General features: G+C 70.0%; 21 protein-coding genes and 2 pseudogenes. 10 read left to right on the top strand and 13 right to left on the bottom strand.

Annotated features, from left to right (window positions below; translation table 11 throughout):
• Positions 1 to 179 precede the first annotated feature (179 nt).
• The gene (locus ACZ6S8_RS19350; protein ID WP_469457258.1) at positions 180 to 917 is read left to right on the top strand and encodes an SAM-dependent methyltransferase; all 738 of its coding nucleotides are present in this window, start codon (positions 180 to 182) and stop codon (positions 915 to 917) included.
• 54 nt (positions 918 to 971) lie between these two features.
• Here the strand turns inward: ACZ6S8_RS19350 and ACZ6S8_RS19345 are convergent, their stop codons facing one another.
• The 4 genes from ACZ6S8_RS19345 to ACZ6S8_RS19330 form a co-directional block, all read right to left on the bottom strand.
• Positions 972 to 1,877 (bottom strand): geranyl diphosphate 2-C-methyltransferase, encoded by a 906-nt coding sequence (locus ACZ6S8_RS19345; protein WP_469457256.1) that lies wholly within the window; start codon positions 1,875 to 1,877, stop codon positions 972 to 974.
• Between the two features lie 14 nt (positions 1,878 to 1,891).
• Positions 1,892 to 3,232, bottom strand: coding sequence for a family 2 encapsulin nanocompartment cargo protein terpene cyclase (locus ACZ6S8_RS19340; protein ID WP_469457254.1), 1,341 nt, complete (start codon positions 3,230 to 3,232; stop codon positions 1,892 to 1,894).
• 39 nt (positions 3,233 to 3,271) lie between these two features.
• Positions 3,272 to 4,684 carry a family 2B encapsulin nanocompartment shell protein gene (locus ACZ6S8_RS19335; protein WP_469457252.1) on the bottom strand — a complete coding sequence of 471 codons (1,413 nt, stop codon included), beginning with the start codon at positions 4,682 to 4,684 and terminating at the stop codon, positions 3,272 to 3,274.
• 466 nt (positions 4,685 to 5,150) lie between these two features.
• Positions 5,151 to 5,705 carry a CchlQ gene (locus ACZ6S8_RS19330; protein ID WP_469457250.1) on the bottom strand — a complete coding sequence of 185 codons (555 nt, stop codon included), beginning with the start codon at positions 5,703 to 5,705 and terminating at the stop codon, positions 5,151 to 5,153.
• 225 nt (positions 5,706 to 5,930) lie between these two features.
• Here ACZ6S8_RS19330 and ACZ6S8_RS19325 point away from each other — a divergent pair, with 225 nt between their 5' ends.
• Entirely contained in the window at positions 5,931 to 6,257 is a 327-nt protein-coding gene (locus ACZ6S8_RS19325) for a hypothetical protein (RefSeq protein WP_469457248.1), read from the top strand.
• Positions 6,258 to 6,380: 123 nt separating this feature from the next.
• On the opposite strand, the gene ACZ6S8_RS19320 is transcribed toward ACZ6S8_RS19325, so the two are convergent.
• Together ACZ6S8_RS19320 and ACZ6S8_RS19315 are read right to left on the bottom strand one after the other, a co-directional pair.
• Complete coding sequence (locus ACZ6S8_RS19320; RefSeq protein WP_469457246.1) at positions 6,381 to 6,830, bottom strand: SRPBCC family protein; 450 nt, start codon at positions 6,828 to 6,830, stop codon at positions 6,381 to 6,383.
• Positions 6,831 to 7,265: 435 nt separating this feature from the next.
• Positions 7,266 to 7,460 (bottom strand): fumarylacetoacetate hydrolase family protein, encoded by a 195-nt coding sequence (locus tag ACZ6S8_RS19315; protein ID WP_469457244.1) that lies wholly within the window; start codon positions 7,458 to 7,460, stop codon positions 7,266 to 7,268.
• Positions 7,461 to 7,588: 128 nt separating this feature from the next.
• Between ACZ6S8_RS19315 and ACZ6S8_RS19310 the strand changes: the two genes are divergently transcribed.
• The 4 genes and pseudogenes from ACZ6S8_RS19310 (at position 7,589) to ACZ6S8_RS19295 (ending at position 9,908) form a co-directional block, all read left to right on the top strand.
• Positions 7,589 to 8,161, top strand: a complete 573-nt coding sequence (locus tag ACZ6S8_RS19310) for a hypothetical protein (RefSeq protein ID WP_469457243.1) — start codon at positions 7,589 to 7,591, stop codon at positions 8,159 to 8,161.
• A 196-nt stretch (positions 8,162 to 8,357) separates the two neighbouring features.
• A complete protein-coding gene (locus tag ACZ6S8_RS19305) occupies positions 8,358 to 9,101 on the top strand; it encodes a sensor histidine kinase (RefSeq protein WP_469457241.1) in 744 nt (247 codons plus the stop codon).
• A pseudogene (locus ACZ6S8_RS19300) lies at positions 9,098 to 9,199 on the top strand (DNA-binding response regulator); the annotation flags it as partial. The gene ACZ6S8_RS19305 and the pseudogene ACZ6S8_RS19300, both read left to right, overlap by 4 nt.
• Before the next feature lie 52 nt (positions 9,200 to 9,251).
• Positions 9,252 to 9,908 carry a hypothetical protein gene (locus tag ACZ6S8_RS19295; RefSeq protein WP_469457239.1) on the top strand — a complete coding sequence of 219 codons (657 nt, stop codon included), beginning with the start codon at positions 9,252 to 9,254 and terminating at the stop codon, positions 9,906 to 9,908.
• A 38-nt stretch (positions 9,909 to 9,946) separates the two neighbouring features.
• Here the strand turns inward: ACZ6S8_RS19295 and ACZ6S8_RS19290 are convergent, their stop codons facing one another.
• Together ACZ6S8_RS19290 and ACZ6S8_RS19285 are read right to left on the bottom strand one after the other, a co-directional pair.
• Positions 9,947 to 10,297, bottom strand: coding sequence for a hypothetical protein (locus ACZ6S8_RS19290; protein ID WP_469457237.1), 351 nt, complete (start codon positions 10,295 to 10,297; stop codon positions 9,947 to 9,949).
• 978 nt (positions 10,298 to 11,275) lie between these two features.
• Positions 11,276 to 11,995: a hypothetical protein gene (locus ACZ6S8_RS19285; RefSeq protein ID WP_469457235.1), complete on the bottom strand. Its 720-nt coding sequence runs from the start codon at positions 11,993 to 11,995 to the stop codon at positions 11,276 to 11,278.
• Between the two features lie 1,174 nt (positions 11,996 to 13,169).
• Between ACZ6S8_RS19285 and ACZ6S8_RS19280 the strand changes: the two genes are divergently transcribed.
• Positions 13,170 to 13,670: a hypothetical protein gene (locus ACZ6S8_RS19280; protein WP_469457233.1), complete on the top strand. Its 501-nt coding sequence runs from the start codon at positions 13,170 to 13,172 to the stop codon at positions 13,668 to 13,670.
• Between the two features lie 934 nt (positions 13,671 to 14,604).
• Positions 14,605 to 16,413, top strand: a complete 1,809-nt coding sequence (locus tag ACZ6S8_RS19275; protein ID WP_469457231.1) for a C40 family peptidase — start codon at positions 14,605 to 14,607, stop codon at positions 16,411 to 16,413.
• A gap of 10 nt (positions 16,414 to 16,423) precedes the next feature.
• Here ACZ6S8_RS19275 and ACZ6S8_RS19270 read toward each other — a convergent pair whose 3' ends face one another.
• Positions 16,424 to 17,464, bottom strand: coding sequence for a phospholipase D-like domain-containing protein (locus ACZ6S8_RS19270; protein WP_469457229.1), 1,041 nt, complete (start codon positions 17,462 to 17,464; stop codon positions 16,424 to 16,426).
• A 620-nt stretch (positions 17,465 to 18,084) separates the two neighbouring features.
• On the opposite strand from ACZ6S8_RS19270, the gene ACZ6S8_RS19265 reads away from it, so the two are divergent.
• Positions 18,085 to 18,660 (top strand): DUF6368 family protein, encoded by a 576-nt coding sequence (locus ACZ6S8_RS19265; protein WP_469457457.1) that lies wholly within the window; start codon positions 18,085 to 18,087, stop codon positions 18,658 to 18,660.
• A gap of 135 nt (positions 18,661 to 18,795) precedes the next feature.
• On the opposite strand, the pseudogene ACZ6S8_RS19260 reads toward ACZ6S8_RS19265, so the two are convergent.
• The 4 genes and pseudogenes from ACZ6S8_RS19260 to ACZ6S8_RS19245 all read right to left on the bottom strand — a co-directional run.
• Positions 18,796 to 19,436 (bottom strand): annotated as a pseudogene (locus ACZ6S8_RS19260) (IS5 family transposase); the annotation flags it as partial.
• A gap of 290 nt (positions 19,437 to 19,726) precedes the next feature.
• A complete protein-coding gene (locus tag ACZ6S8_RS19255; RefSeq protein ID WP_469457227.1) occupies positions 19,727 to 20,116 on the bottom strand; it encodes a hypothetical protein in 390 nt (129 codons plus the stop codon).
• A gap of 580 nt (positions 20,117 to 20,696) precedes the next feature.
• A complete protein-coding gene (locus ACZ6S8_RS19250) occupies positions 20,697 to 20,849 on the bottom strand; it encodes a hypothetical protein (RefSeq protein WP_469457225.1) in 153 nt (50 codons plus the stop codon).
• Positions 20,850 to 20,959: 110 nt separating this feature from the next.
• Entirely contained in the window at positions 20,960 to 21,892 is a 933-nt protein-coding gene (locus tag ACZ6S8_RS19245; RefSeq protein ID WP_469457223.1) for a trypsin-like serine peptidase, read from the bottom strand.
• A 608-nt stretch (positions 21,893 to 22,500) separates the two neighbouring features.
• On the opposite strand from ACZ6S8_RS19245, the gene ACZ6S8_RS19240 reads away from it, so the two are divergent.
• Positions 22,501 to 23,070, top strand: coding sequence for an EF-hand domain-containing protein (locus ACZ6S8_RS19240; protein WP_469457221.1), 570 nt, complete (start codon positions 22,501 to 22,503; stop codon positions 23,068 to 23,070).
• The last annotated feature ends 107 nt before the right edge of the window (positions 23,071 to 23,177 follow it).

Raw genomic sequence — 23,177 nt, 5'->3', positions numbered from 1 at the left:
GTGGACCTGGCAGGTCACGGGCGACGCCGACGCGGTGGCGGTCGCGGAGGGCGCCCCCGCCCCCCCCCGGCCCGCGGGCCCCCCCCCCCCCCCCCCCCCCCCCCCCCCCCCCCCCCCCCAGGACCGGGAGGAGGGAAAACGGCGTGCGCGCCACCCCCGGGCGCTGGCAGGCTGCGCCGGTGAACCGAGAACAGATCTCCGCGCTCGCCCACGCCGGCCACCCGATCAAGGCCCCGCTCGACGACGAATCCGTACGGAGCCTGCTGGAGCACGGCGTCCCCCACGGCGACGCACGGGTGCTGGACCTGGGGTGCGGCACCGCGGAATGGCTCCTGCGCGCCCTGAACGCGTACCCGCGCCTGCGGGCCGAGGGCGTGGACATCTCCGAGGACTCCCTCGGCCGGGCGCGCGAGGGCGCGACGCGGGCGGACGTCGGAGGGCGCCTGGCCCTGCATCACCGGGAGGCCGCCGCCTTCCGCTCCCCGCACCCGTTCGACCTCGTCCTCAGCGTCGGGGCGGCGCACGCCTTCGGCGGCCTCCTGCCCACGCTCGCGGCAGCGCGCGAACACCTGGCCCCCGGCGGCCGCGTCCTGATCGGCGAGGGCTTCTGGGAGCACGAGCCGTCACCGGATGCCGTGGAGATGCTCGGCGACTTCGCCGACCTCCCGGACACCGTGGACCGCGTCGTCGCCGACGGGTGGACCCCCGTGCACGGGCACGTCAGCACCCGCCGCGAACGGGACGACTACGAATGGGCCTGCTGGGGGTCACTGGCCGCGTGGGCGCTGGACCACCCGGCCGACCCGGACAGCGCGCAGGTCCTCCGGACGGCGACGGAACGCCGTACCGAATGGCTGCGCGCCTACCGGGACACGTGGGGCTTCGTCACCCTGGTCCTGCGCCGGACCTCGGACTGACGCCAGGCGGGCCAGGGGTGGCGCCGCTCGGCCACGGCGCTAGGAGGAGCGCCGTCAGACGCGGTCGGAGGCGATCAGCAGGTACTGGAAGGAGCCGTCCTTGTACGAGTTGATGAACGCTTCCTCGATACCGGTGACCAGCGACGACGTGGCCCGCAGTTCCCAGTAGGGCAGGGTCGCGGGGGTCAGGTCGATGACGGCCTGCGGTACGAGCCGGTTGTCGACCATCGCGCGCAGGTACTCCCGGCGCGAGTGGATGTTGCACTCGAAGTGCGCGTTGATCTGGGAGACCCACTTCGAGGGCTGCCCGTAGCGGGGGTTCCAGCAGCCGGTGATGGTCACGTAGCGCCCGCCGACCTCGAGGACGCGCGCGTGCTCGGCGAAGAGGTCGTGCAGGTCGACGTACATGCTCGACTCGTTGTTCCACGAGGCCGCGGCCTGCCCGGTCTCGAAGGGCATGCCGAGCATGTTGCAGACGCGCGCGCGGACATGGTCCTGGATTCCGAGCTCGCGGGCGCGCTGGTTGCCGAAGTCCGCCTGCTTGGCCGACAGGGTGACGCCCTCGACCTTGCACCCGAAGCGCTGGTGGGCCATGACCATCGAACCGCCGCGCCCGCAGCCGGCGTCCACGAGGGTGTCGTCCCGGCCGACGGGTCCGAGGTGGTCCAGGAGGAGTTCGGCCTGCGCCGATTCGAGGCGGTGGAGCTCGGCGATCAGTTTCTTCTCGTAGGCGCTGTCGTGGGGGCTGCCGAGAGAGGCGTGGTCGACGTCGCCGATGCCGTAGTGGTGGTGGTAGAGGCCGTCGACGTCGCCGAGGCGCAGGTTCACGGGCCTGGCCTCGTGATCCCAGTAGCGGGCGATGTCCCCTTGGTAGGCCGTCGCGGGGGAGGGGATGGACACCGGGGGACGGGCGGAGGCGGCCGTCGCGGCGGGGGTGGGCGTGAGGTCGGTACCGGTCATGGAAGTCCCATCCTTTACCAGAAGTCGGGCAGGCTGTAGCGGTAGGTGTTGGTCTGGTGCCAGTAGTGGTTGCCGTCGACCCACGCGGCCACTCCGCGCAGGAAGCGCAGCACGCTCGGGACGGGGCAGGCGCCGGCCAGATCGGCGGCCTCGGCTTCGAACGTGTGCATGAGCTCGTTGTGGACCTCGATCGCCTTCAGGTACGCCTCGCGCACCGGGCGGTCCTCCCGGTCGGCGATCACCACGGGCAGGTTCAGGTGGAGGCCCGGGCTGTCGAGTTCCTTGGTGTAGGAGTACAGGTCGTTGACGATGGTGGTGGCGTTGCCGGCGAGCGCGATGACGCGCTGCATGGCGGGCTGCGCCTGGAGGTCCGCCGGGAGTTCGTAGCCGCCCACGGTGTCGGTGATGGTGGGGCAGGGGCGGAAGTTGTTGAACTGCCGCATCGCCAGGTACTCCCACACCTCGGGCATGTGCTCCGTCTGGGCCCAGGCCGCCTCGGCGAGGTAGCCCAGGTGCAGGCGGGCCATGTCGTGCCGGAAGCGGTCGGCCTGCGAGGGCGTCGACTGCCCGAGGAAGTACTCCATGGCGGAGCGGTAGGCGCGCCGGGGGGCGTCCGCGTGGAGCGACTGCTCCCACGGTGGCCGGTACTCCTGTGTGGTGTGGAGGGGGTCGAGGGCGGTGTGGGCCAGCAGGAGCCGTCCGCCGAGGCCGATGGGCGAGCCGCCGTGGTCCTCGCAGTAGCAGTCGTCGACGGCGTTCTCGGCGACCATCAGCCGGGTGGCGAGCATCAGGTGCTCGATGGTGGGGGCGTCCGGGTGGCAGGCCACCATGTAGCGGCCGACCTGGAAGCCGTCGAACTCCCCTTCCCAGTCCTCGGGGTAGAGCCGGACCTCGTCCAGCGCCCAGGCCTTGATCCTGCGGCTGACCTCTTCCACCCGCGCCGGGTCGGGCTCCGGAACCGGGTGGTGGTAGAGGCCGGGGATCGGTGTGCCGCTCGCGGACGCCGGCGCGGCGGCGGGCGCCGGTTCCGGTTCTGATTGCGGGCGGCGGGTCAGGTACAGGCCCGCCGTGCCGACACCGGTCGGTCCGCGCAGGACCCGCTCCAGGGCGGAGACGGGCCCGTCCGGCGGCGCGGCCCGCCCCGCCTCCGCGGGAACCTCGACCGGCACGTCGACGTGCACGTCGACGGACCGTGCGACGGCGGGCGCGTCGACGACGGGACCGAGGGCCGGGCCGGGGACCGGGGGCAGGCCGGGAACCGTGTGGGAGCGGGCACCCGCGAGGACGTGCGCGCCGAACTGCGCCGCGGCGGCCGGCAGGCTCGATTGCAGGGGGGAGGGCCCGGCGTCAGGCATCCATAACTCCTGGGTGAGGGGGGCGGGTTCATCGACGGCCTAGTCGCGCCTGCGCGCGATCTGTACGTTCTCCAGCACGCCGAGCGCGTCGGGCACCAGCACGGCGGCGGAGAAGTAGGTCGTGACGAGGTAGGAGATGATCGACCGCTCGTCGAGGCCCATGAAGCGCACGGACAGGCCCGGCTCGTACTCCTCCGGCAGGCCGGTCTGGCGCAGGCCGATGACGCCCTGGTTGTCCTCACCGGTACGCATGCACAGGATCGAGCTCGTGTTCTCCTTCGTGATGGGGATCTTGCCGCAGGGCAGGATGGGAACCCCGCGCCAGGCCGGGACCTGCTGTCCGCCGAGGTCGACGTGGTCCGGGTAGAGCCCGCGGGAGTTGAACTCGCGCCCCATGGCCGCGATCGTCCGGGGGTGGGCGAGGAAGAACTTGGAACCGCGCCGACGGCACAGCAACTCGTCGAGGTCGTCGGGAGTCGGCGGCCCGGAGTGCGTCTGGAGGCGCTGCTTGAAGGACACGTTGTGGAGCAGCCCGAACTCGCGGTTGTTGATGAGCTCGTGCTCCTGGCGCTCGCGCAGCGCCTCGATGGTGAGCCTGAGCTGCTCCTCGGTCTGGTTCATCGGGTCGTTGTACAGGTCGGCCACGCGCGAGTGGACGCGCAGCACGGTCTGCGCGATGGAGAGTTCGTACTCGCGGGGGTTCAGTTCGTAGTCGACGTAGGTGCCGGGCAGTTCTGCTTCGCCGGTATGGCCGGCCGACATCGCGATCTCGGCCTCGCCGTGCTTGTTCTGCCGCTGCAACGGCAGTGCGCGGAACCGCCGGACATGGGCCTGGAGGGCCGGTGAGGAGTCCAGTACGGACTGGAAGTCGGCGCGGGAGAGGGTGAGCAGCGTGCCGGCGGTTTCGGCGGTGACCGTACGGTCCCACGTGCTGTCGGCGTCCAGCAGGGCGTCCTCGCCGAACTGGTCGCCGTCGGCCAGCACCGCGATGGTCACCTCGTCCCCGTACTTGCCCACGGAGGTCTGGCTGACGCGGCCGTGGGCGAGCAGGTGGAGCCGTTCCGCGGCGGCGCCGCGCTCGGCCAGCACCTCGCCGGCGCCGAAGTCGCGCTGGACGCAACGGCCGGCGAGCGCGGTGAGGACCTCGGGCTCGTCGAACCCCTTGAGCAGGGCCAGTTCACCGAGCTCGCGCGGGATGACCCGGACCCTGCCGCCGTCCTGGACGAACTCGACGCGCCCGTCGCCGACGGTGTAGCTGACCCTGCGGTTCACCCGGTAGGTGCCGCCCTTGGTCTCCACCCACGGGAGCACCCGCAGCAGCCAGCGGGAGCTGATCTCCTGCATCTGGGGGGCGGACTTGGTGGTGGTGGCGAGGTTTCGGGCGGCGGCGGTGCCGAGGCTGGACTGCGGAGGTGGTTCGACGGGTGCTTCGGGCCTGGTTTCGACGGTCATTGGCGGGGTCTCCTTCACGGGAGGGCAATGATCGGGAAATGCCGTGCGACGCACGGGTGCATCATTCGAACAAATAGGAAATCTGTACGGGTTTCTCGGGATTCCTTGAGAAAGGTAGCGGTCCGGGCATTTCCCTCCGGCGGTGCGGGACCGTATTACCCAGATGTAGTGATTTCACCGCACACGGAGTTTGCCTCCGCGGTTTGGGGTGCGCGGACCTGGTGTGCCCGGCCCCATCGCCGCGGTGCATGCGGATGCCGCCGCCGGAGCCCTGCCGCGGCGGCCCGGGTCCCGCGGGGGAACGCGCGGCGTACGCGCGCTGTCGCCGACGGCATCCCGGCAGGCGCGGGAGGGAGCCCCGCGCACGGACCCGGCCGACGCGCCCCGAACTACGCCCCGGCGCATGATCCGGGGCGCGACAACCGCGCGGCGGGCACGGGATCCCGGCCGTGCGGCGGGGGTGGTGCTATCCGGCTGCCGACTCCGCTTCCCGCGTCCCGCAGCGGGGGCAGCGTTCGCGGCCGTCCCACGCGGCCCAGCCGAAGTCGGTCGGGGCGAGGGCGTGCCCCTCCAACTCGTCGCGGACGGCCTCCCGGTAGGCCCAGACGGCGTCGAGGTAAGGGTGGTAGATGTCGTGGAACGCGGGGGTCGAGATGCCGGCGCCCGCCGCGACCGCACGCCGCAGCGCACGGAGGCGTTCGAACATGGTCTGGCCCGTGCCCGCGATCCGCGGGCTGGCGTCGAGGAACAGGCGCTCGCGCACCTCGTAGATCCGGGCGTCCGTCAGGGCCAGGCGGCTCGCTTCCTCCAAGTCGGCCGTCCCCGAAGCGTTCTGCGCGAGGCGGCGCAGTTCGGTGTGAGCCGCGCCCGCCGCCGCGATGAACTCCGTGTAGACGTCCCGGCGACGCTCCTGAAGGCTTCGCCGGTGCTCCTGGCGGGTGCGGAGCCGGTCGGCCAGGACCGTCCCCGATATCGCGATCAGACCGCCGCCCAACGTGGCGACGAGCGTTCCCCACTCCACCCCGTGACCCCCCCCCAGTCAGTACGTCCGCGGAGGCGCGCTCACCGCCGGTCGCGCCGCCCCTTCCGTAGATCATGCCCGAAGGCCCACGGGACGTCACCGGGAACGCCGCTGTTCCCAGCCTCCCCGCGCCCGTCTCGTCCGGCCGGGAGCGGGAACCGCTGGGAGCCCGGCCGGTCGGCGCCGGGAGGGTTGACGGGGGCCGACGATGGGCAGCCGCTGGCCGTGACCTCGAAACCCAAACCGGCCACCACCCCCGACGGGCATCACGTAGTCATCGACGGCCGCCGATGGCGTGCCACGGACCCCGACATCGACGAAGACGCCTCGGCCCGGCTGCGCGTCCACCTGATGGCGGCCCGCCGCGCGGTCGGCGCAGCCCTCCGCGCCGACGACCCGGAGGCCGAGCGCGCTGCCCGGGACCGGGTACAGGTGGCGAAGGTAGCGCTGGGGGAACGCGGGGTCCCCTGGTGGGAGCAGAGTGCCGAAGAGCGCCGGACCCGCTGGACGGAGGGGCTGGCCGCCCTCGACGCAGGAGACGACCCGCCGTGAACGCGCCGCCCGCGCAGCGGGGCCGCCCTTGTGGGGGCGACCCCTGCCGCGCGTGCGCTGGGCGGCTGGTCCGGCTCGCTCGGCAACCGCTGATCCCCGGCGGCTGCGTGGGGTGCCGAGGTCTCAGACCTCGCCGCGCCAGGAGCCGGTTTCGGCGCCGCGGGCTTCGATGTACTCCTTGAATCGCTTGAGGTCGCCGGTGACCCGTCGCTTGACGAAGCCGAGCTTGTCGCCGACGTTCTCCGTGAATCCCTCCGGGTCGTAGTCGAGCTGGAGCATGACCTTGGTCTTGTTGTCGGCCAGGTGGTGGAAGGTGACGACGCCGGCCTGCTTCGCCTCGCCGCCGACGGTGGTCCAGGCCACGCGCTCGTCGGGGATCTGCTCGGTGATCTCGGCGTCGAACTCGCGCTCCACACCGGCGACCTTGGTCTCCCAGTGGGTCAGGGTGTCGTTCACCTGGGTGATCTTCTCGACGCCGTCCATGAAGTGGGGGAACGTCTCGAACTGCGTCCACTGGTTGTAGGCGGTACGTACGGGGACGTCGACCTCGATGGACTCTTCGACCTGCGACATGAACAGCCTCTTCCTCGTGGGAACCGCCGACGGTCCGTCGGCGGAGGGCGAACTCGGGGAACGCCCTCCCCCCGCTGCTGCCCACCGAACGCCGGACCATAGCTGCCAAACGGGGACAGAAAACATCCGCGTCGGCGCATCCGATCGGCTCGCTGACTCCGAAGCACATCAGGGCCTCAGACCAGCTCCCGTACGCCCGGTTCCGGCAACATCCGAAGGGGACGGCCTAACCTGCTGCCGCGTCCGGCCCAGACCGCAGTACCTCGTCGAGGGGGGCCACGAGCGCCGCGCCGGCACCACCTCGTGCGTGTGACCCCGATTGGTCAGTGGTCCCTGTGGCCGGGACGTTCCTCGTACGGAGTGGCACGGGACCCGTCGACGCCGACCTCTAGGCGGCCGACCCGCTCGATCTCACCGCCACGCGGTCTCCGTGGCTCAGCGGGCCGACCCGGCGGGGGTGCCCGCGGCGATCACGTCGCCGGGGTGGAGGGTCATGACGGAGGAGGTGTAGGCGAGCAAGTCGCGGATGCCGTATATGAGGTGCGCCGTGTTGGTCTGCTGGCGAGTGGCGCCGCCCACGTCGCAGCGGAGGTCGAGGGAGTCCGGGGCCGGTATCTCGTCCGCGGTCACGATCCAGGGGCCGATGGGGGTGAACGTGTCGAATCGGTGACCCTCGCGCGCAGACCGCCTGCTATGGGGCTCGGCCCGCCGCGCGGGCCCTCTGTCCAACAGGCGTTCCTGCTGCCATGGTCGTTTCCATGCCGGATGGTAGCGCCCTGATGGGGCTGATAGGTGCAGCAAGCGGAGCCGTAGTCGGAGCAACCGCTGCGGTCTACGGACCTCTCGTCTTAAAGAAGAAGGAGCGCCAATGGCAGGAACTGGCACGCGAGGATGAGCTGTACACCACGCAGGTCACGGCTCTGACGTTAGGCCGGCTGAAGACCCGACGGTGGTTCGACTACCTGAACCTGACCGTCGCCATGGCCGTTGCTGGTGAGCAGGTGGATATCAAGGAGTTCGTGGAGACCTGCCACGACCATCGATCTGAATCTTTCGATTCCATTTATGCCCCGGTCCTCCAACACGTTGGAGGAAGGTCCATGCATTACTCAGTGACTGCACTGCAAAGAGCATCCGACACGATCGCGGTGATAGCCGGGAGCCGTGGCTTCGATGGGGGTCAGGTGCCCACCTCAGTGACCGAGGCGCTTGAAGCGGCTGACATCGCCCGGACCTGGTTTCGGACAACGATCGAACGGCTGGTAGCAACGCGAGAGGCGATGACAGCCCAGGAGTTCGCACGTCGGTACCCGGGCGGACGAGCTCGGTGACCAGGCAAAACAGGCCTTTCGCCTGGCCAGGACGCACCGCTGCTGGTCGCCGCCGTCGTCACTACCCTGGGCGCGCTGCTGCTGTTCCGCACGCCGCTGGACGCCCCTGGCCATCGCGCTCGCGGGCACCGTGTTCTCGCTCAGGATGCCGGTGCGGGCGACGCCAGTCGTGCTCTTCCTGTAGGCCGGGACGGCCATGGGCTACAACGCGGCGACCCGCTCACGGCGGGTCTCGGTCTTCGCGGCCGTGCTCCCGGGCGGCCTGCTGGCCGCGTATACGGTCTGGCGGCTGGGACGCGGGTACTTCTTCAACCTCTCCGTGCCGGCCGCCCTCGCGTCGACCGTCGTTATTGCCTGGCTGATCGGCAACACGATCCATCGGAACCGGGCACTCGCGGACACGGTTCGTGCCCAGGCCACGCAGCAGGCGGTCACGGCCGAGCGGCTGCGGATCGCCCGGGCGCTAAACGACTTGGTCGCCCACAACACCGGCATCATCGCCATCCACCCCGGCGTGGGCAGCCCGGTCATGGACACCCAGCCCGCCGAGACGCGGAACGCGCTGGATGCCATCGAGGCCACCAGCGGGGAGACTCTCGCCGGCCTGCGGCGGATGCTCGGCGCGTTGCACCGGAGTGACTTGGAGTCAGCACCGCTGGACCCGCTCCCTGGTCTGGCCGCCATCGGTCAGCTGGTCGGGAAGACCGCGGCCGCCGGGGTCCGGGTCGACGTCCGGTGGCGGGGGGAACGTCGAGACCTGCCCTCCGATGTCGATCTGGCAGCGTTCCGCATCGTCCAGGAGGCGGTCACCAACGTCGTGCGGCATTCCGGCACCCGGGAGTGCAGCGTCATGGCCGACTACCGCCCCGACGAACTGGTTGAGCGCCGGACCGCGTTCGGAAGGCGGCTTCCGCATGGCAGCTCGGCTTCCGGTGCCTGAAGACCATCCTCGCCGGGGTCAGGGTCATCGCCGCCGGAGATGCCCTCATAGCTCCGAGAGTCACCCGTCGTCTCATCGAGGAGTTCGCGGCACGGCCCGACAAGAATAGGGTGCGTTGGGTAACGTGATCGCGCCACCGTGGGGGATGGAATGACAGTGCACCGGCCCGGACTGCCGCAGGATCTGCCCGTGCCGGAGGTCCTGTGGGCCCGGTGGAGCGCGGTCGCCGTGTTGAAGGCGACGACCGAGGCGGAGCAGAAGCCGCCGGTCCACCGTACGGGCTGCTGGATCGACGACAGTGGGCTGCACCTGGACGACTGCGGCTGTACCTGGTGGACGCTGAAGCCGCTGGGCGGTGGCCGGTTCGTGCTCTTCGGTGAGGATGAGTCCAGCGGGGTCAAGTGGCACGAGCCGCCGGTCGACATGCTGGCCGGGGCTCCGGACTGGCTCCCTCACGACGAGCTCCGTGAGCTGATCGCGGGGAACGAGCTGGGGTGCGTGTACTGGTCCGAGAACGGGTCCTGGGCACGGGCTCCGTACCCGGCGGACCTCGATGACGACGGACTCGACTGCGGGTTGAGCCGCTTCGTCAACGAGGACGAGCTGCTGCGGGAGCTCGACGGCGAGGCCGTCCTCGGGGAGGGCCGCGCGGAGCTGGTGCGCCGCGCCGAGCGGTACGAGCTGACGCCCGAGCTGTTGGAGACCCTCGTCCGTGGTTCGGGCGGCGAGCCCAGAGACCTGTCGGCCATGCTGCGCGCCCTGCGGCGCTCGGGCCTGTCACACGGGAGCCCGCAGCCGACCGCGTGACGTCGGCGGCTTCCCCCGGCGAGGGGAGGCGGGGCGGCTCAGCCGGACGTCGCGGCAGCGGGGCGTACGCCGAACCGCTGCTCTGCTCCGTACTCGGCGAACCCCTCCACCTCGATGAACCCCACCTCGGCCGGGACTCGTCGAACGGGTGCCGGCGGTCGGATGCAGAGCACCACCGGCTCGGCGCAGCGCGTCGGCGAACCGGGCCAGTGCCGTCGCGAACGCCTCGGCGGCGTACCCGTCTCCACGCTTGCTGCAGCGTCCCGGCCGGCCGTGACCGGTATGAGGATTCGGCCGTTCGCGATGGTGTAAGCCTGCAGCCTGATCTGCTGGAGACGCCTCAGGAAGACCGACCCCCTCCTGATCATGTCCCAAGCGATCACGGGCACCCCAGCACACCCAAAGGTCCTGGGGCTACTGGCCAGGTTGAGGTACGTGCCTGGTTCTTCCGGCCGGCTCTGCAGCGGCGCTGGGCGCTGCCGGCCCCTCTCTTGCCCGCTGGGGAATACGGACCCGGCCGGCCGCCGAGGCGGAGCCGGAGGCGGTGGGCAGGTTGAACGTGCCCCGGGACCTGGAGCTCGGCGACCGGGCGAAGGTCTTGGAGCAGCTTGGCGTGAACCGGCCGGCGCACGCCGCGGTCGTCGGCGTCGTGAAGGATGTGCTGCCCGAGTCGCAGGTGGGTCTCCTGGTCGGCGCCCGCCGGTGGCCGCTCTTCGCGGCCCGCATGGACCGGATCCGCGACCAGGGCGGCCCCGCACGCCTCGGCGCGCATCTGGCCCGCCTCCATGCCGACACCGCTCTCCGCCCCGGCACCGCCCGCGTCCGGGTTTCCCGGGCGGCGGCCCGCTCCACCACCACCCCCACCCGCCGGGCCCCCGGCAGCTGGCCTGACGGAAGCCGCCGTCCCCGCCCACCGGCAGCAGGCCGCACCGGGCAGGGGCGCGGGGCTCACCCGGTGACGGCGAAGGCTCCCGACCCCGGACGACGCGGGCGGGCTTGCGGGCGTGGACGGACTGGGTATGTGCGGCCGGAGGGCCGTTGAAGTCGGTTCCGGCCCGCTCCGGCATGGGTGTGCGCCCCTCCTCGACGCACATGTGGAGAGCGTCCTGAACTGCGCCTCAGTCGTGGGGACCGGGCAGTGCGCCGGCAACAATTTCCAGACTGGCGGTGCCGTCAGCGGCGCAGGCGCCGCCGGCAGCCCCCCAGCGCCCCGCTCCGGCGGGCGTCCTCCCGGCCCGTGTTCGTGGGACGTGCAGAATTCACCTGGGCCCGAACCCTGTTCGAGGTCACCTCATCAAGGCAGCGCGCCTCACCCCGGCGCGAGCCGCCGCTCCTGCTGCTCCCGGTGCCGGGTGCTCATCCTTTGGTCATTTGATGGTGCCGCGGAGTGCGGCGACGACAAAGCCCACCGCGGAGCCCAGCAGGAGCAGCGTCAGCACGCCCCAGCCCACGGGGATCGACCACATCGGCCAGCCTGCGGCCGCCTGCGCCCAGAGGGCCACGATGGCTGCGGCGCCTATCGCGAGGCCGTGCCACCGCACGGCGGCTGCGGCCAGCACCTGCCGTCGGCTGCGGCGGCCGAGGAGCCCCCACAGGCCGCCGATGAAGGCCACCGCACCGAACGACAGGCAGCCGATCGCCCCGGCGAGCCGGTCCTCCGACCGTCCCACGGGCCCGTCGGACGTCGGCTGCCGCCGTCCGTCGGTGTCCCGGACCTCGATGACCTTCCCGTGCCAGACCAGGCCGACGACCTTGTCCTCCGGCTCCATCTCCGACTCCACCGGATCAGTGGTGCGGAACGTCACGCGCCACGGCGCGCCGCCGGGCGCCATCAGCTTCGCCTCCGGCGCCTTGCTCCTCTTGCCGCGGTGCAGTGCGGTTTCGCGGACGGTGAAGTCCTGCTCCCACAGGCAGGCCGACGCCTCGGCCGGCACGGAAACGCAGTCCGGCGCAGCCCGGAACTCCCGCTCCCGCTCCAGCGCCCCTCGAACCTGGCCGGCCACCATCAACCCGAGACCGGCCACCAGCAAGGCGAGCAGCATCCAGACCCCCGCCCGCAGCCCCGACTTCCACGCTGCCTCAGCCATTTTTCTCCCCCGTATTTCGAACTCTCGGGCGCCATGTGCGCGAATGGACGCCTCTATCCACCCCGCAGCTTCGTGGCGTGCGCATTTCACCCTCGATTCCGGGGTGATCACAGCATCCACCAGCAGAATCAGGCAGGTAACGGGGGCAACAGGCAGAACACCCAAGCCGCACACTGCCGATTCCCGGCAATAAGCCTGGGGCAGGCCAGCCAGCCATCGGCGGCCATGCCCACCGCGGGGCAGCCAGCCCCGGCGCACCATGTGGTCGGTCGACTACGGGGCGGGCGTTCGGGGGAGTGGTCAAGTCCCGCTGTACTGCGCGGCCGCGCTGCTGCCGCAGATCCGCCCTGCCGTCGGGTGGCGTCAGGTCCGCCGGACCGCGGCCGGGCGCCGCTCCCCGCTCCCGTGGACGATGACGCAGCCCGGGTGCCGCAGCCGTGGGGTGATCACGGCCTCCCAGCCAGACCGCTTCTCGGCCGCATCCCCCGATGAGTCCCCGTCCTCGACCCAGTCCGCGGACCGACGGTGCTGGTCCCCTCCGCGCGAGCGGAGGCGTGTGTCCCGCGATTCTTGTGAACGCGCACGCGGCCGGGATGGGTATGACGCCGCGATGGGCCGGTTGCACGCCCGCGGTGTCGACGTCGCCCGGATCCCCCTGGACGCGCCCGCCGCCGGAGCGGGCGTCGACCAGGCCGTCGCCGCCGTCATCACCGCGGCCGCCGCGGCGGCGGCACCTGCGCACGCTCCGGCCGCCCGGGTCCCCGTTCCCGCGCCCGGCACGGCCTCTGCGCCCGCGCCTGCTCTGGCTGACGCCCGTGTGCCCGCCCCCGCTGCCGCGCCTACTGCCGAGTCCGCTCCTGCTGCGCCGGTGAGGGTGGCCGCCGATCCGTGGGCGCCGGCGTGTCCCGCCAGCGTGGACGCGAAGCGTTCCCGGGGCCCGCTGACCGAGGGCCTGGCCCGTACCCCGGGACCTGGGCCTCGGCGACCGCGCGAAGGCCTTGGAGCAGCTCCGGCGTGGGCCGGCTGGCTTTGTCCACGAACCGACAGCAAATGTTCACCACTTCGGGAGTCACCAGGGTCAGAGGCCGTTCGATTTCTGCCCGAAGCACGTGGGCTGTTGCCCCACGTAGAATTCGATTGTTCATGAGGGTCTGAACCTGCGACGGTCACCAGCGTGAACGCGCTTCTGGGAGACAAGTTCAGGTTCGCGGCCGAGGTCGGTAAGTCAGGCCCGTTGTGCCGGGTCGACCTCTGGGCAGTCGGGAGGTGGCTGACCTGCGACGACAACGTGGCTTACGCCCCCCAGTTCCGCCGCGATGTGCTGGACTCCGCCGCCTGGCTGCGGTCCGGCGAAGGCTCTCGCCTGCCGTTCGCTGACATGTCCGCCGAAGCCACACACAGGCTTTTCGTGCAGAGCGCGGGAGACGACGAGCCCGAGGCGGACTACACGCTGCGCAGCCGGTATCGGGCCCTGCTGTGGGGACCCACCACCGACAACGTTTCGGCTTGCCTGTTCCGCGAAGGGGACCGCCTGGTGATCACGCTGGAGTTCTGGCGTGAGGAACACCTGCTCAACCACCCCGAAGATGTTGGTGCGGTCTTCGTGGTCGAGGTCCCTGTTGAGGAATTCGCCGGCATCCTTGACAGCATTGCATCCGCGCTCGACGCCGGGTAGAGCGAGGGCCGTTCGCAGGGTCCCTCGCCCCGGCTGTGCTGCCCGAGACGCAGGCGGGCCTGCTGGTTCGGCTCCTGGCAGTGGCCCCTGCTCGCGGCCCCCACGGACCGGATCCGCGACCGGGGCGGTACCGCACCCCTCGGCGCGGACCTGGCCCGTCTCCCGGCCGACACCGGCTGGACGGACGGCGGCCCCCCGCCTCCACCACGGTCGGGCGTCTCGTGGATGCGGCTCTGCGCTCCCTGACGACACCGCCCTCCGCTCCGGCAGGCGGTTGAAGCACCGTTCCACGACGTTGCGGTGTGTGTGGACCTCGCGGTCGAAGGCCGGCGGGCGGCCACCGAGGATGCCTCGCCGGGCTCGGTTGCCGACCTGGTCGGTCCGCTCGGGAATCGTGTGTGGTATGCCCCGACGGCGTAGCCAGGCGCGGATTGCCATCGAGCTGTAGCCCTTGTCGCCCAGGACGTTTTCGGGCCGGGTGCGGGGTCGCCCAGGTCCGATCTGGGGCGCTCAAATCGCTTCCGTCACGGCAGTGAACCGGCTGCAGTCGTTGGTGTTGCCGCGGGATGTGCCCGAGCGTTACGGTCCAGACGAGGACCTCGTCGTCCAGGGAGACGACGACGCTGCCTTCGCTCAGCAGGAGCGCGCGTCCAATGACTGCTCGGCTGTCGTCCACGGCGAACAGTTCGTGTCCGGTGAGGTCGGTGTCCACGGTGAGCAGGTTGCCATCGCGCCAGAACACGACGGTGCGGATCAGACTCAAGAGGCGGCAGCTACCAGCAGCGCCGGGCGTTCCCCGTGCCGGAGGGGATGTCAGGAGTTTCCGCGGAAGGAAGCGGAGCGGCCCTTTCCCGGGCCTGACCAAAGGCGCCGCGAAAGGCACCGGTAGCGTCCCCCTCGTCTGATCATTTGTTGTGTCACGGGGGGTACTCGCATGTCCGCATCCATGTCCAATCCGAGCCGCAGATCGGCTCTCGCCGCCCTCGCGGGGGTGGCGGCGGCCAGCTCGCTGCCGTTCGCCTCGTCCGCCGTCGCGGCCACACCGGCCGCGACGACCACCACGCCCGCCCCGACCGCCACGGCGACTACCTTGCCGGCGGCGCTCGGCGGGCAGCGCCCGATGGTGCTCGACCCGAGCGACCCGTGGCACTTCGGCGCTCACCCGGCCGGCGCGCTGACCACCCGTACGCTCGCCGGCCCCCCTGCGCTCCTGGAAGTGTTCGACCGGCAGGGGGTGCTCGCCACCCTCACCACCGGCGCGAAGACGGTCACGTTGCGCGGACCGAAGCGCTGGTTCACCGAGCAGAAGAAGCCGTTCTCCGACACCTTCTCCCGGACCCTGCCGACCGGCGAGAAAGGCTGGGGCTCATCCCCCGCCGGCGGTAAGTGGTCGACCCACAACGGCGACGACGCGGACTACGCCCTGAAAGACGGTCGGGCCGCCATCACGCTCACCGCCAACGCCAGTCGCCACGCGCTGCTCTCCGACAAGGCCGTGGGGGACGTCGACGCACGCGCCCGCTTCTCCTTCGACAAGGTGCCCGCCGACGCACCCGTCTCGCTCGCCCTGACCTTCGCGGCCACGGACGTCAACAACCACTACCGAGCCCGGCTGGACATCACCCCCGCCCGCGAGGTCCAGCTCGTATTGGAGAAGGAACTCGCCGACGTCACGAGCACGTTGGGTCCGGCCGTCAGGGTCGGCACCAGCTTCGCCGCCTTCGACCACTGGTGGGTCCGGGTGCAGAAGACGGGTGACGTACTGCGTGCCCGCGCCTGGAAGCACGGCGAGAAGGAGCCGGAGACCTGGGACCACAACCTGCGCGACCCGGAGAAGGACCCGTCCAAGGTCTTCAACTCCGGCACCCTCGGGGTCCGGGCGTGGGCCTCCGCCGGTGCCACAGCGCCGCTCCCGGAGGCCCGCGTCTACACCTTCGACGTGATCTCGGCCGAGTGGACAGACCCGCCGGTGATCAGCCACGACACCTGGGTGCGGGTACTGACCGCGCCTTTCGACGGCACCTGGACCCCTGCCCTGGAGCAGCAGATCCGCGCATGGGCGGGTGACACCTCCCCCGACGCCCTCGCGTACGCATCGATGTTCCGGCCCTTCGCCCCCGCCGTGACCGACCCCGCACTCCAGGATGCCAAGGTGCTCGGCACGTCCGGGTACAGCGAGAAGAACGCCGCCGGGCTACGCTTCATCGGCGCCGACTTCCACGACTTCATGGGGCTCGACTGGACCTTCCCCGGCGAACCCAAAGTGGTGACGAATCCGGAGTTGTTCAAGGGCCACCTCGACTGCTCGGGCTTCGTGCGGATGGTCTATGGCCATCACCTGGGGATCCCTATGGTCGTCTCCAAGAACTTCGACGGTCGCAACCTGCCCCGCACCTCGAAGAACCAGTCTGCCTCCGGCCCCGGCGTGGTGGTGGCGAAGGCCACCGGTGCGCCGCCGTCGCTCGCCTCGCTGCGCGTCGGTGATGTGGTCTTCTTCGACGCCACCGACGCCGACCCCAACGACCTCGAGACCACCGACGGGGTAATCGATCACACCGGCATCTACGTCGGGCAGGATCAGCACGGCGGCCTGCGCTTCGCCTCCAGCCGCAGGACGCCGAACGGGCCGACCCTGGCGGATCTCGGAGCGAAGTCGATCCTCAACGGCAAGCGGTCGGTTCCTGCCCAAAACATCAAGGGTGATCTGTACACCGACTCGCTGCGGGTTATCCGCCGGTTCTGACGGCGACGGTTCACGCCCGGCCAGGGTAGCTCTCACCCGGCCGGGCGTAATCGACGTGGCACCCTGCCTTGTCCAGCCGGATGAGCTCCTCCACGACCTTGGTCCGGGTGATGTCGCCCATGGCGATGCGGATCACTGTGCCTCCGTCCTTGGTGCCGTAGCCGGTGCCGTCCTCCTTGTAGTCGTTTCCGCGGCAGGGCAGGGTCTGCCCGACGACGGCGTTGTCCACCGTCTTGAGGATGTTCACGATGACATCGTCCGGGCCGTCCTCGGGACCCGAGTGCGCGCGGGGGAAGAAGTACGCCTTGGCGCGGCTGGCTTGCGTGTCCATCAGCACGTCGGTGACGTGCTGGGCAGAGTCGATCGATGCGGCGGCCTGCTTCTGGAAGTAGCCGCTGTAGCCCCGGTACAAGGTGGTGTTGTTCACGACCGTAAGGGCGTCGTTCCAGTATTTTTGATAGTCGTTCGAACTCAGGTTGCCGGAAGACTGCACGACGACGTCTCGCACCGTGGTGGTGGAAGTGCCGGTCGTCTCGGAGAACAGAAGGAATTTGTTGTGGTTGACACCATGCCACGTCGAGTTCTTCCACTGCTCAGGGCGTTTGGCCAGGCACGCCTGGTTTTCGGCGCACAGCCGTACCCAGGAGTCGCCCGAGACGGCTGTCTTCCGCGCAAGGCCCGTGACGAGTTCGTCGTACGCATCAGGCAGGGAATTATTCATATCGGACGTGTTGTCCAAGACCACCTGGACGTGGACGCCGCGCTCATGCGCCTTTACCAGAGCGGTTGATACCGCCTTGGTGTAGAACAAGTATGCGGAGATCCTGATCTCAGAGTCCTCCGCAGCGCCCTCGATGAGCCGGATCAGGTAATTGGGTATCGCTTGCTGCCGCTCGATACCCTTGGTGGGGTCGTTGAAGAGAGCTCCTGTCGTCACCGGCGGGGCCAGGGCGGAACCCTCGGCAAGTGCAGGCACGGGGATGGTGGCACCCAAGAGCGCGAAGGTCGCTGCTGCTGTGGACGCCGCGTGGGCGAGACAGATCTTGGTCACGGACGACAGGCCCACAAAGCCTTCGTGGGGTTGTGTTGTATTCGGAGCATGATCGAGGTCGTGAAGCGGGGGCCGGACCGCCGCCCGCAGGGCGGCCGCCCGCGAACCCAGCCCGACCACGGCAGTGGCAGCAAGGCCGGCTGGACAGCCACCGCGTGGGCTGCTTCGCCCGTCACCCGGGCACCGACGGACCCTGCGGCCGGCGGGCCCGCGGCGTGGCGAGCGCGGACCACCTATATGTGAAGGTGAGTACCGACGCCACCTCTCGGCCCTCGGCCAGCTTGCGGAGCAGCAGCTGCGCGCGGGCCTGTTGGTCCGGGACCTTCCGGGCTGGCCGACGGGTGTACCCAGGTAAGGGTGGTAAGTGTGAAGGGATGCCACAACGTCGGGCTCTGTAACTGCAGCCTCACCTGTTACCGGCACTCCGATGACCTGCGACTCCGTTTCCAGCTCGCAGGGCTCACCCTGCCTTGCCGCAACGTCGGGGCTGGCTCGTCGCCATCGAACGCGACAACGCAGCCTGACCAGCAGGTCCGTGTCCTGAAAACGATCGGATGTCTCTCTGTGGACCTGGTAGAACCAGGTCCACACGGCACTGGGCTGCGCATTCGGGGGGCATCATGGTGGGGCCGGCGCTGGGGCTGTGGCTCTTCGAGCACCGCAGCTTCGAAGAGATACGAGCCGATGTGATCCCGTGGCTGGAGACGTTCTGCGATCCGGTCGAAGCCGAGGCTGACGGAGACTTGGCCTTCCGAGTCCAAGAGCCTGCAGTCCTCGGTCTACACGCCCTCGATACGGCCGAGGCAGGCATGGCCTTCCTCTCAGAGGACGACTGCATTCCGGCAGACGACGAGGACTACTCTGCTTTCTCGCGGCCGCCAGTTCAGGGCCTCGTACTCGCCGCCGGCTGTTCGGGACAGTTGAACCACATGCTGCTCGGTCACCTCACCCTTGCCTTCGCCCAACGACTCCACGCGGTGATCGACTTCGACGGCGTCCTTGGGTTCACCCCTGGCGGCCGGGCGGAAGAAGCCGCGGACCTGGCTCGAGCACGGGCGCTGGTGGCATCGCTTCCTGGCACCGTCAGGGAAGTCTCCTACGACACGGGCGGCGGCGACCGCTGGATCCGGCATGTCGGCGATCTGCAGTTCCTCAGGGCCTGGCTGCAGCACCCAGACTTCTGCCTCGTCAAATAGGTCCACCCGGGCCACACCGTACCTGGGCATGGGATAAGGATGTCGTGACGCCCACCGCTCGGTTTCCGCGGCGGCACAGCGCGATCGCTGCGGCGCGGGTCTGGGCGCGCTCGACGGTGTTCCGCTGCTTGCGGGCTGCGGGATCGCCGCCCGGATTCCGCGGCGCCGCAGGTGGGAGCGGATCGCGCGGGAGGAGTAGGCCTTGTCGGCCAGGACCACGTCCGGTCGCTCTCTCGGCCTGCCGACCGGCCGCGGAACCCGTACGCAGAACCCGTAAGTGGGCCATGACCTTCGGGAACGCGGGTGCGTCACCGGCCTGGCCGGGTGTGATGAGGAAGGCCAGAGGCCGGCAGCGGTTGTCGGCGGCCAGATGGATCTTCGTGGTCAGTCCGTCGCGGGACCGTCCGAGGGCATGGTCGGCGGGCTCGCCGTGCGGGGCCCCCTTTGACGGGCCCCGGCGGCGTGCTGGTGGGCGCGGACGATGGTGGAGTCGACTGCGACGACCCAGTCGAGGTCGCCTTCGGCGTCGGCCTGGGCGAGCAGGGTGGTGAAGACCTTCTCCCAGGTCCCGTCCGCGGCTCATGTCCGCAGCCGGTTGTGGGCGCCCTTCCACGGCCCGAAGTGCTCGGGCAGGTCCATCCACGGTGTTCCGGTCCGGCCCGGTACTTGAACGCGATCGCGTCGATCACCTGCCGGTGATCCCGCCACCGTCCACCCCGCTTCGGCGTCCGCTCCGGCAGCCACGGCCCGATCCGCGCCCACTGGGCGTCAGCCAACGACGCACATCAACCAACGGTCGGATAGTCCGAAGGAAGCGGTTCAGGGCTCGCTCCTGATCACGGACCGTGGCCGGTACGTGCGGGCGGCCGCCGCACCTACTGCGCGCCCGACGAGGCGGACAAGGCATCGGGCGGCGCAAGGCCCGCCCCACGCTGCTCGGGGCCGTCGCACGCCACCCACCACGCTCACCTGATCGCCGCCATCGTCGAGCTCGGTGGTCAGCTGGAGCGCCCGGCTACCCGTAACGGGCGCTTCAGGAGCGCTGTCATCCCGGAAGGCCGCGCGGTCAGCGCCGGCCGCCGCCGATGCGGCGGTCGTCGGCCAGTGCGGTCAGCGGGCCGAACTCGCCGGCAAGCTGGTTCCACGTCAGAACCTCGCCACAGCGGGCCGGGAACTCCTTCGGGTTGAACTCGGGCATGGTCCAGGTGCCAGTGCCCCGGTCCCGCAGCCACAGGTCCCCGTCACCGTCGACCACGCTCGGCGGGGCCGGTACGGGCTCGGCCGGATCGGTGGGGTCCCAGGTGACCCGGCCCGGGTGGGAAGCGCGGCGCAGCTCGGTGGTGGCCAGCCGCGCGGCCAAGTCACGGGTGGACTCTTCTGCGTCCTTGACCGACGAGAGTCGGTATGCGTCGTCAAGTACGGGCAGGGCTGGAGTCTTGCTGCGCTTTGAACTCATACGCTGGCTACCTTCTGTGGCGGGCGTCACATCCGTTGTGGCACCCCGTAGAGGAACACGGTATCCGAGGCGTGAGCCGGGCCGGCCACGACCACGGTCCAGGTGGAGGCGTCGGCACACCGGGCGGTGGGGCCAGGTGGTGAGCTGGTCCTGGACGCGGCGCAAGCCGTGGTGGTATCGCTCAGATATGGCGGCCCGGGTCTGAGAAGGTGAGGCCGCCGGGCGCGAGCGGACGTCGGTTCGGGGCGGCCACGGGCTCGCGGTGACGATCTGCGCGGATGTGCCAGCCGCCCGGGCGGGTCGTGGTGGCAGTACCGGAGTCGCGACTGTCGCTGGTCGATCGTGATCCGGGCAGTGGCTGTGGCGCTGGCAGGGATGCCGATCGGGCACTGCCGTTCGCGACGGACTCCCTGTGCACTTGAGCACCGATCGGTATGACGAGGCGCGCCCCCCAGCCCTACACCCATTCGACGCTGCGTTCGGTGAGTGCTGCGCGCTGCTCGGCGTCGAGCCGGTCGCGGCGGGCCTGCTGATTCCCGTACCAGATCCCCGTGCGGTGCTCGGCGCCGTCGGGCGGTACCTAGACCACGGGGCGCGCCGGGAGGCTGCCCTCCCGCGCGACGTACTGCGCGAGCGCCTCCACGCCCCGCTCGAACGCCTGCTGCGCCTTGCCCGATCCGTTCGCCGTACCAGCGCCGGTGGTGGCGGGAGGCATCGTCTGAGCGGGCGTCACGCGAACGCCGTAAGCCGGTGCTGCTGTTCGGCGGAGAGATGCGCCCATTTGCGGGCTTGCCGTGTCAGCCGTGCCGGCCAGCGTCCGAGGTCGTCGGTCGAGTCTTGCTTTCAGGGGCGTTCGGACTGGGCGAAGAGCCTGCTGGCGACGGGCCCGAGGGCAGTGCCGTAGCTATAGGCGGCGTCGCTGCTGACGTTCACGGCGACCACGGTCCCCATGCCCGCCGGATCGAGGTCGACGATGTACGGGCCCCCACTGGATCCGACGCCCATGAGGCAGGGAATCCGGAAGAATTGTGGCGCGTCCCCCGGCTGCGTGCCGGGGCCTTCGCAATGGAGCACCCGGCTCGTGTAGGGGTACCCGAACTGGTGGGTCGGGCTTACTGGTTTCGCACCGAAGGCGATCTTCTGGGCTCCGACCACCGCCGAGACGCTCCTTCCATCTGCAGCGGGGTTCATCTCCAGCATCGCGACGTCGTTGCCGTCGGCTTGCCAGTCCTCGGCCATGTGCACCCTGCGTACGGTGAATCCGCCGTGGGGGCTCTGTCCGTCCCGGTAGCCGGGAACGAAGTACAGGTTCTTGTCCCATGTCGCGGTCTGCGAGGATCCTCCGGGCAGGCTGGTGCGCACGCAATGGGCAGCGGTCACGACCGTGTTCGTGCCCACGACCGTTGCCGTGCAGGCTGCGTCCTGCCCGCCCGTGACATAGATCCGGCCGACGCTGCGGGCAATGACACCGCCCTTGGCCCATTCCGGCTGCACGAAGTCATCGGACCGGTCGGCCATCGCCATCCCGGCGATTCCCTGGCCCATCCAGTACCGCTCGACCTGCTGGCGCTGGGCGGCGTTGAGAGCCGCCTCATGAGCCATGATCTTCGGCTCCGTCCCGCCCCCGGTCGTCTTTGCCGAGTTCAGTCCGCATCCGGCGACCCCAACAAGTAGCACTCCAGCTGCTGCCCAACTCCGAGCTCGTGCGATAGTCATCAGTTCCTTCTCCCCTGAAGTCAGCGCACGGTACTTCAAGGCGCTGACCAGCTCGAACACCGGGTCTCGGTTCCTGTGCGACTGGCGGCGTGCAGGGGAGCGTGGACCGAAACCAGAGCTACCGGCTGGACCACACGCTCGGTACGCAGCCAACGAACGGAACCCCGTCTCGTGGCGCGCGAGGTGGCCATACGCAATTGCCGAAGTGCTTCCAACTCGGGTCTGACACAGCCCTGTCGTCCTAGGGTCGGAATTTACGCTCCCTCAGGTGTCTGTCTGTCGGCCGCTGCTGCGGTCGGTTGCGGGCGGTGACGGCGCTTGTGTGGAATTCGTGTGCGAGTGGGGCGCATGTGGCCGGTGGTGCGGCTGGTGGGAATCAGTCAGCACCTATGGGGCCGATGTCGTGTGGCAGGGCGACGGGTCTTGTCAGGGCCCTTGGGGCATCACGTCGGTGATCGGGATGCCGCATCGGCAGTGGTCTAAATCCGGTCAGAATCACGGTTGTCCGCTGACCCTTTGCCCGATGATATCCATCTCACTCATTGGAATGAATGCCCTGGTCCAGGCAGTTTGGCGGGCCCGTCTGGTCCCTACGCTCACTTCGCCAGACCTTGATCCAGTAGCCGTCAGCAAGGACGGCGCGGTTCGTGATGCAGAGGACATTCGATATGACGATCGCCCCGCAGAGCCCTCTTCTCGACCGAAAGTTCGACATGTGCTTCGGGCACGCGGACCAGAACAAGGACGGCGTGGTGGACGCCGCCGACATCCTCACCTTCGCCGCCCGGGTGATCGCAGCCGTGGACGAGCCCTTCGATTCCCCGAAGGCCGCCGAGATGCTGCGCGTCTGTCAGAACTGGTGGCAGGGGATGGTCTCGGAGCTCGACACGAACAAGGACGGCAAGATCGACCCGCAGGAGTACCGGGTCGGAATGCGCCGGCTCGTCGGCTCGACGTCCTCGTTCGACGCGGCCAGCCGCCCCGTGGCGACGGCCATCTGGAAGCTCTGCGACCGCGACGACGACGGCCAGGTCACGGCGAGGGAGTTCAGCGCCGTCCAGCTCGCCTTCGGTACCAGCCCGGAGAACGCCCGCATCGGCTTCGAGAAGCTCGACCTCGACGGCGACGGTTCGCTGTCCGTGGACGAGCTGACGATCGCGTTCCGCGACTTCTACACCAGCACCGACATCGACACGAACGGCAACTGGCTCTTCGGCGCCGACTTCCAGACCGCCTGATGAGCTGACGACAGGTGCCGGCGGGCGCCCGGGCCGAGCCCCCGCCCGCCGGCCCTGACGTGCCCCCGCCCCCGGCAGGACCCAGCGCCTCACCTCGCGGGGGCGGG

This window comes from Streptomyces sp. NPDC048461 (assembly GCF_055587105.1).
Note: the sequence above shows the minus strand (reverse complement) of the source record. Positions and strands in the feature narration are given on the sequence as shown.

Excerpts from the sequence above, each read along its gene's own strand:
- ACZ6S8_RS19345 (WP_469457256.1), bottom strand. The coding sequence starts at position 1,877 with ATGACCGGTACCGACCTCACGCCCACCCCCGCCGCGACGGCCGCCTCC.
- ACZ6S8_RS19340 (WP_469457254.1), bottom strand. The coding sequence starts at position 3,232 with ATGCCTGACGCCGGGCCCTCCCCCCTGCAATCGAGCCTGCCGGCCGCC.
- ACZ6S8_RS19335 (WP_469457252.1), bottom strand. The coding sequence starts at position 4,684 with ATGACCGTCGAAACCAGGCCCGAAGCACCCGTCGAACCACCTCCGCAG.
- ACZ6S8_RS19320 (WP_469457246.1), bottom strand. The coding sequence starts at position 6,830 with ATGTCGCAGGTCGAAGAGTCCATCGAGGTCGACGTCCCCGTACGTACC.
- ACZ6S8_RS19310 (WP_469457243.1), top strand. The coding sequence starts at position 7,589 with ATGCCGGATGGTAGCGCCCTGATGGGGCTGATAGGTGCAGCAAGCGGA.
- ACZ6S8_RS19305 (WP_469457241.1), top strand. The coding sequence starts at position 8,358 with ATGGGCTACAACGCGGCGACCCGCTCACGGCGGGTCTCGGTCTTCGCG.
- ACZ6S8_RS19295 (WP_469457239.1), top strand. The coding sequence starts at position 9,252 with ATGACAGTGCACCGGCCCGGACTGCCGCAGGATCTGCCCGTGCCGGAG.
- ACZ6S8_RS19285 (WP_469457235.1), bottom strand. The coding sequence starts at position 11,995 with ATGGCTGAGGCAGCGTGGAAGTCGGGGCTGCGGGCGGGGGTCTGGATG.
- ACZ6S8_RS19275 (WP_469457231.1), top strand. The coding sequence starts at position 14,605 with ATGTCCGCATCCATGTCCAATCCGAGCCGCAGATCGGCTCTCGCCGCC.
- ACZ6S8_RS19265 (WP_469457457.1), top strand. The coding sequence starts at position 18,085 with ATGGTGGGGCCGGCGCTGGGGCTGTGGCTCTTCGAGCACCGCAGCTTC.
- ACZ6S8_RS19255 (WP_469457227.1), bottom strand. The coding sequence starts at position 20,116 with ATGAGTTCAAAGCGCAGCAAGACTCCAGCCCTGCCCGTACTTGACGAC.
- ACZ6S8_RS19240 (WP_469457221.1), top strand. The coding sequence starts at position 22,501 with ATGACGATCGCCCCGCAGAGCCCTCTTCTCGACCGAAAGTTCGACATG.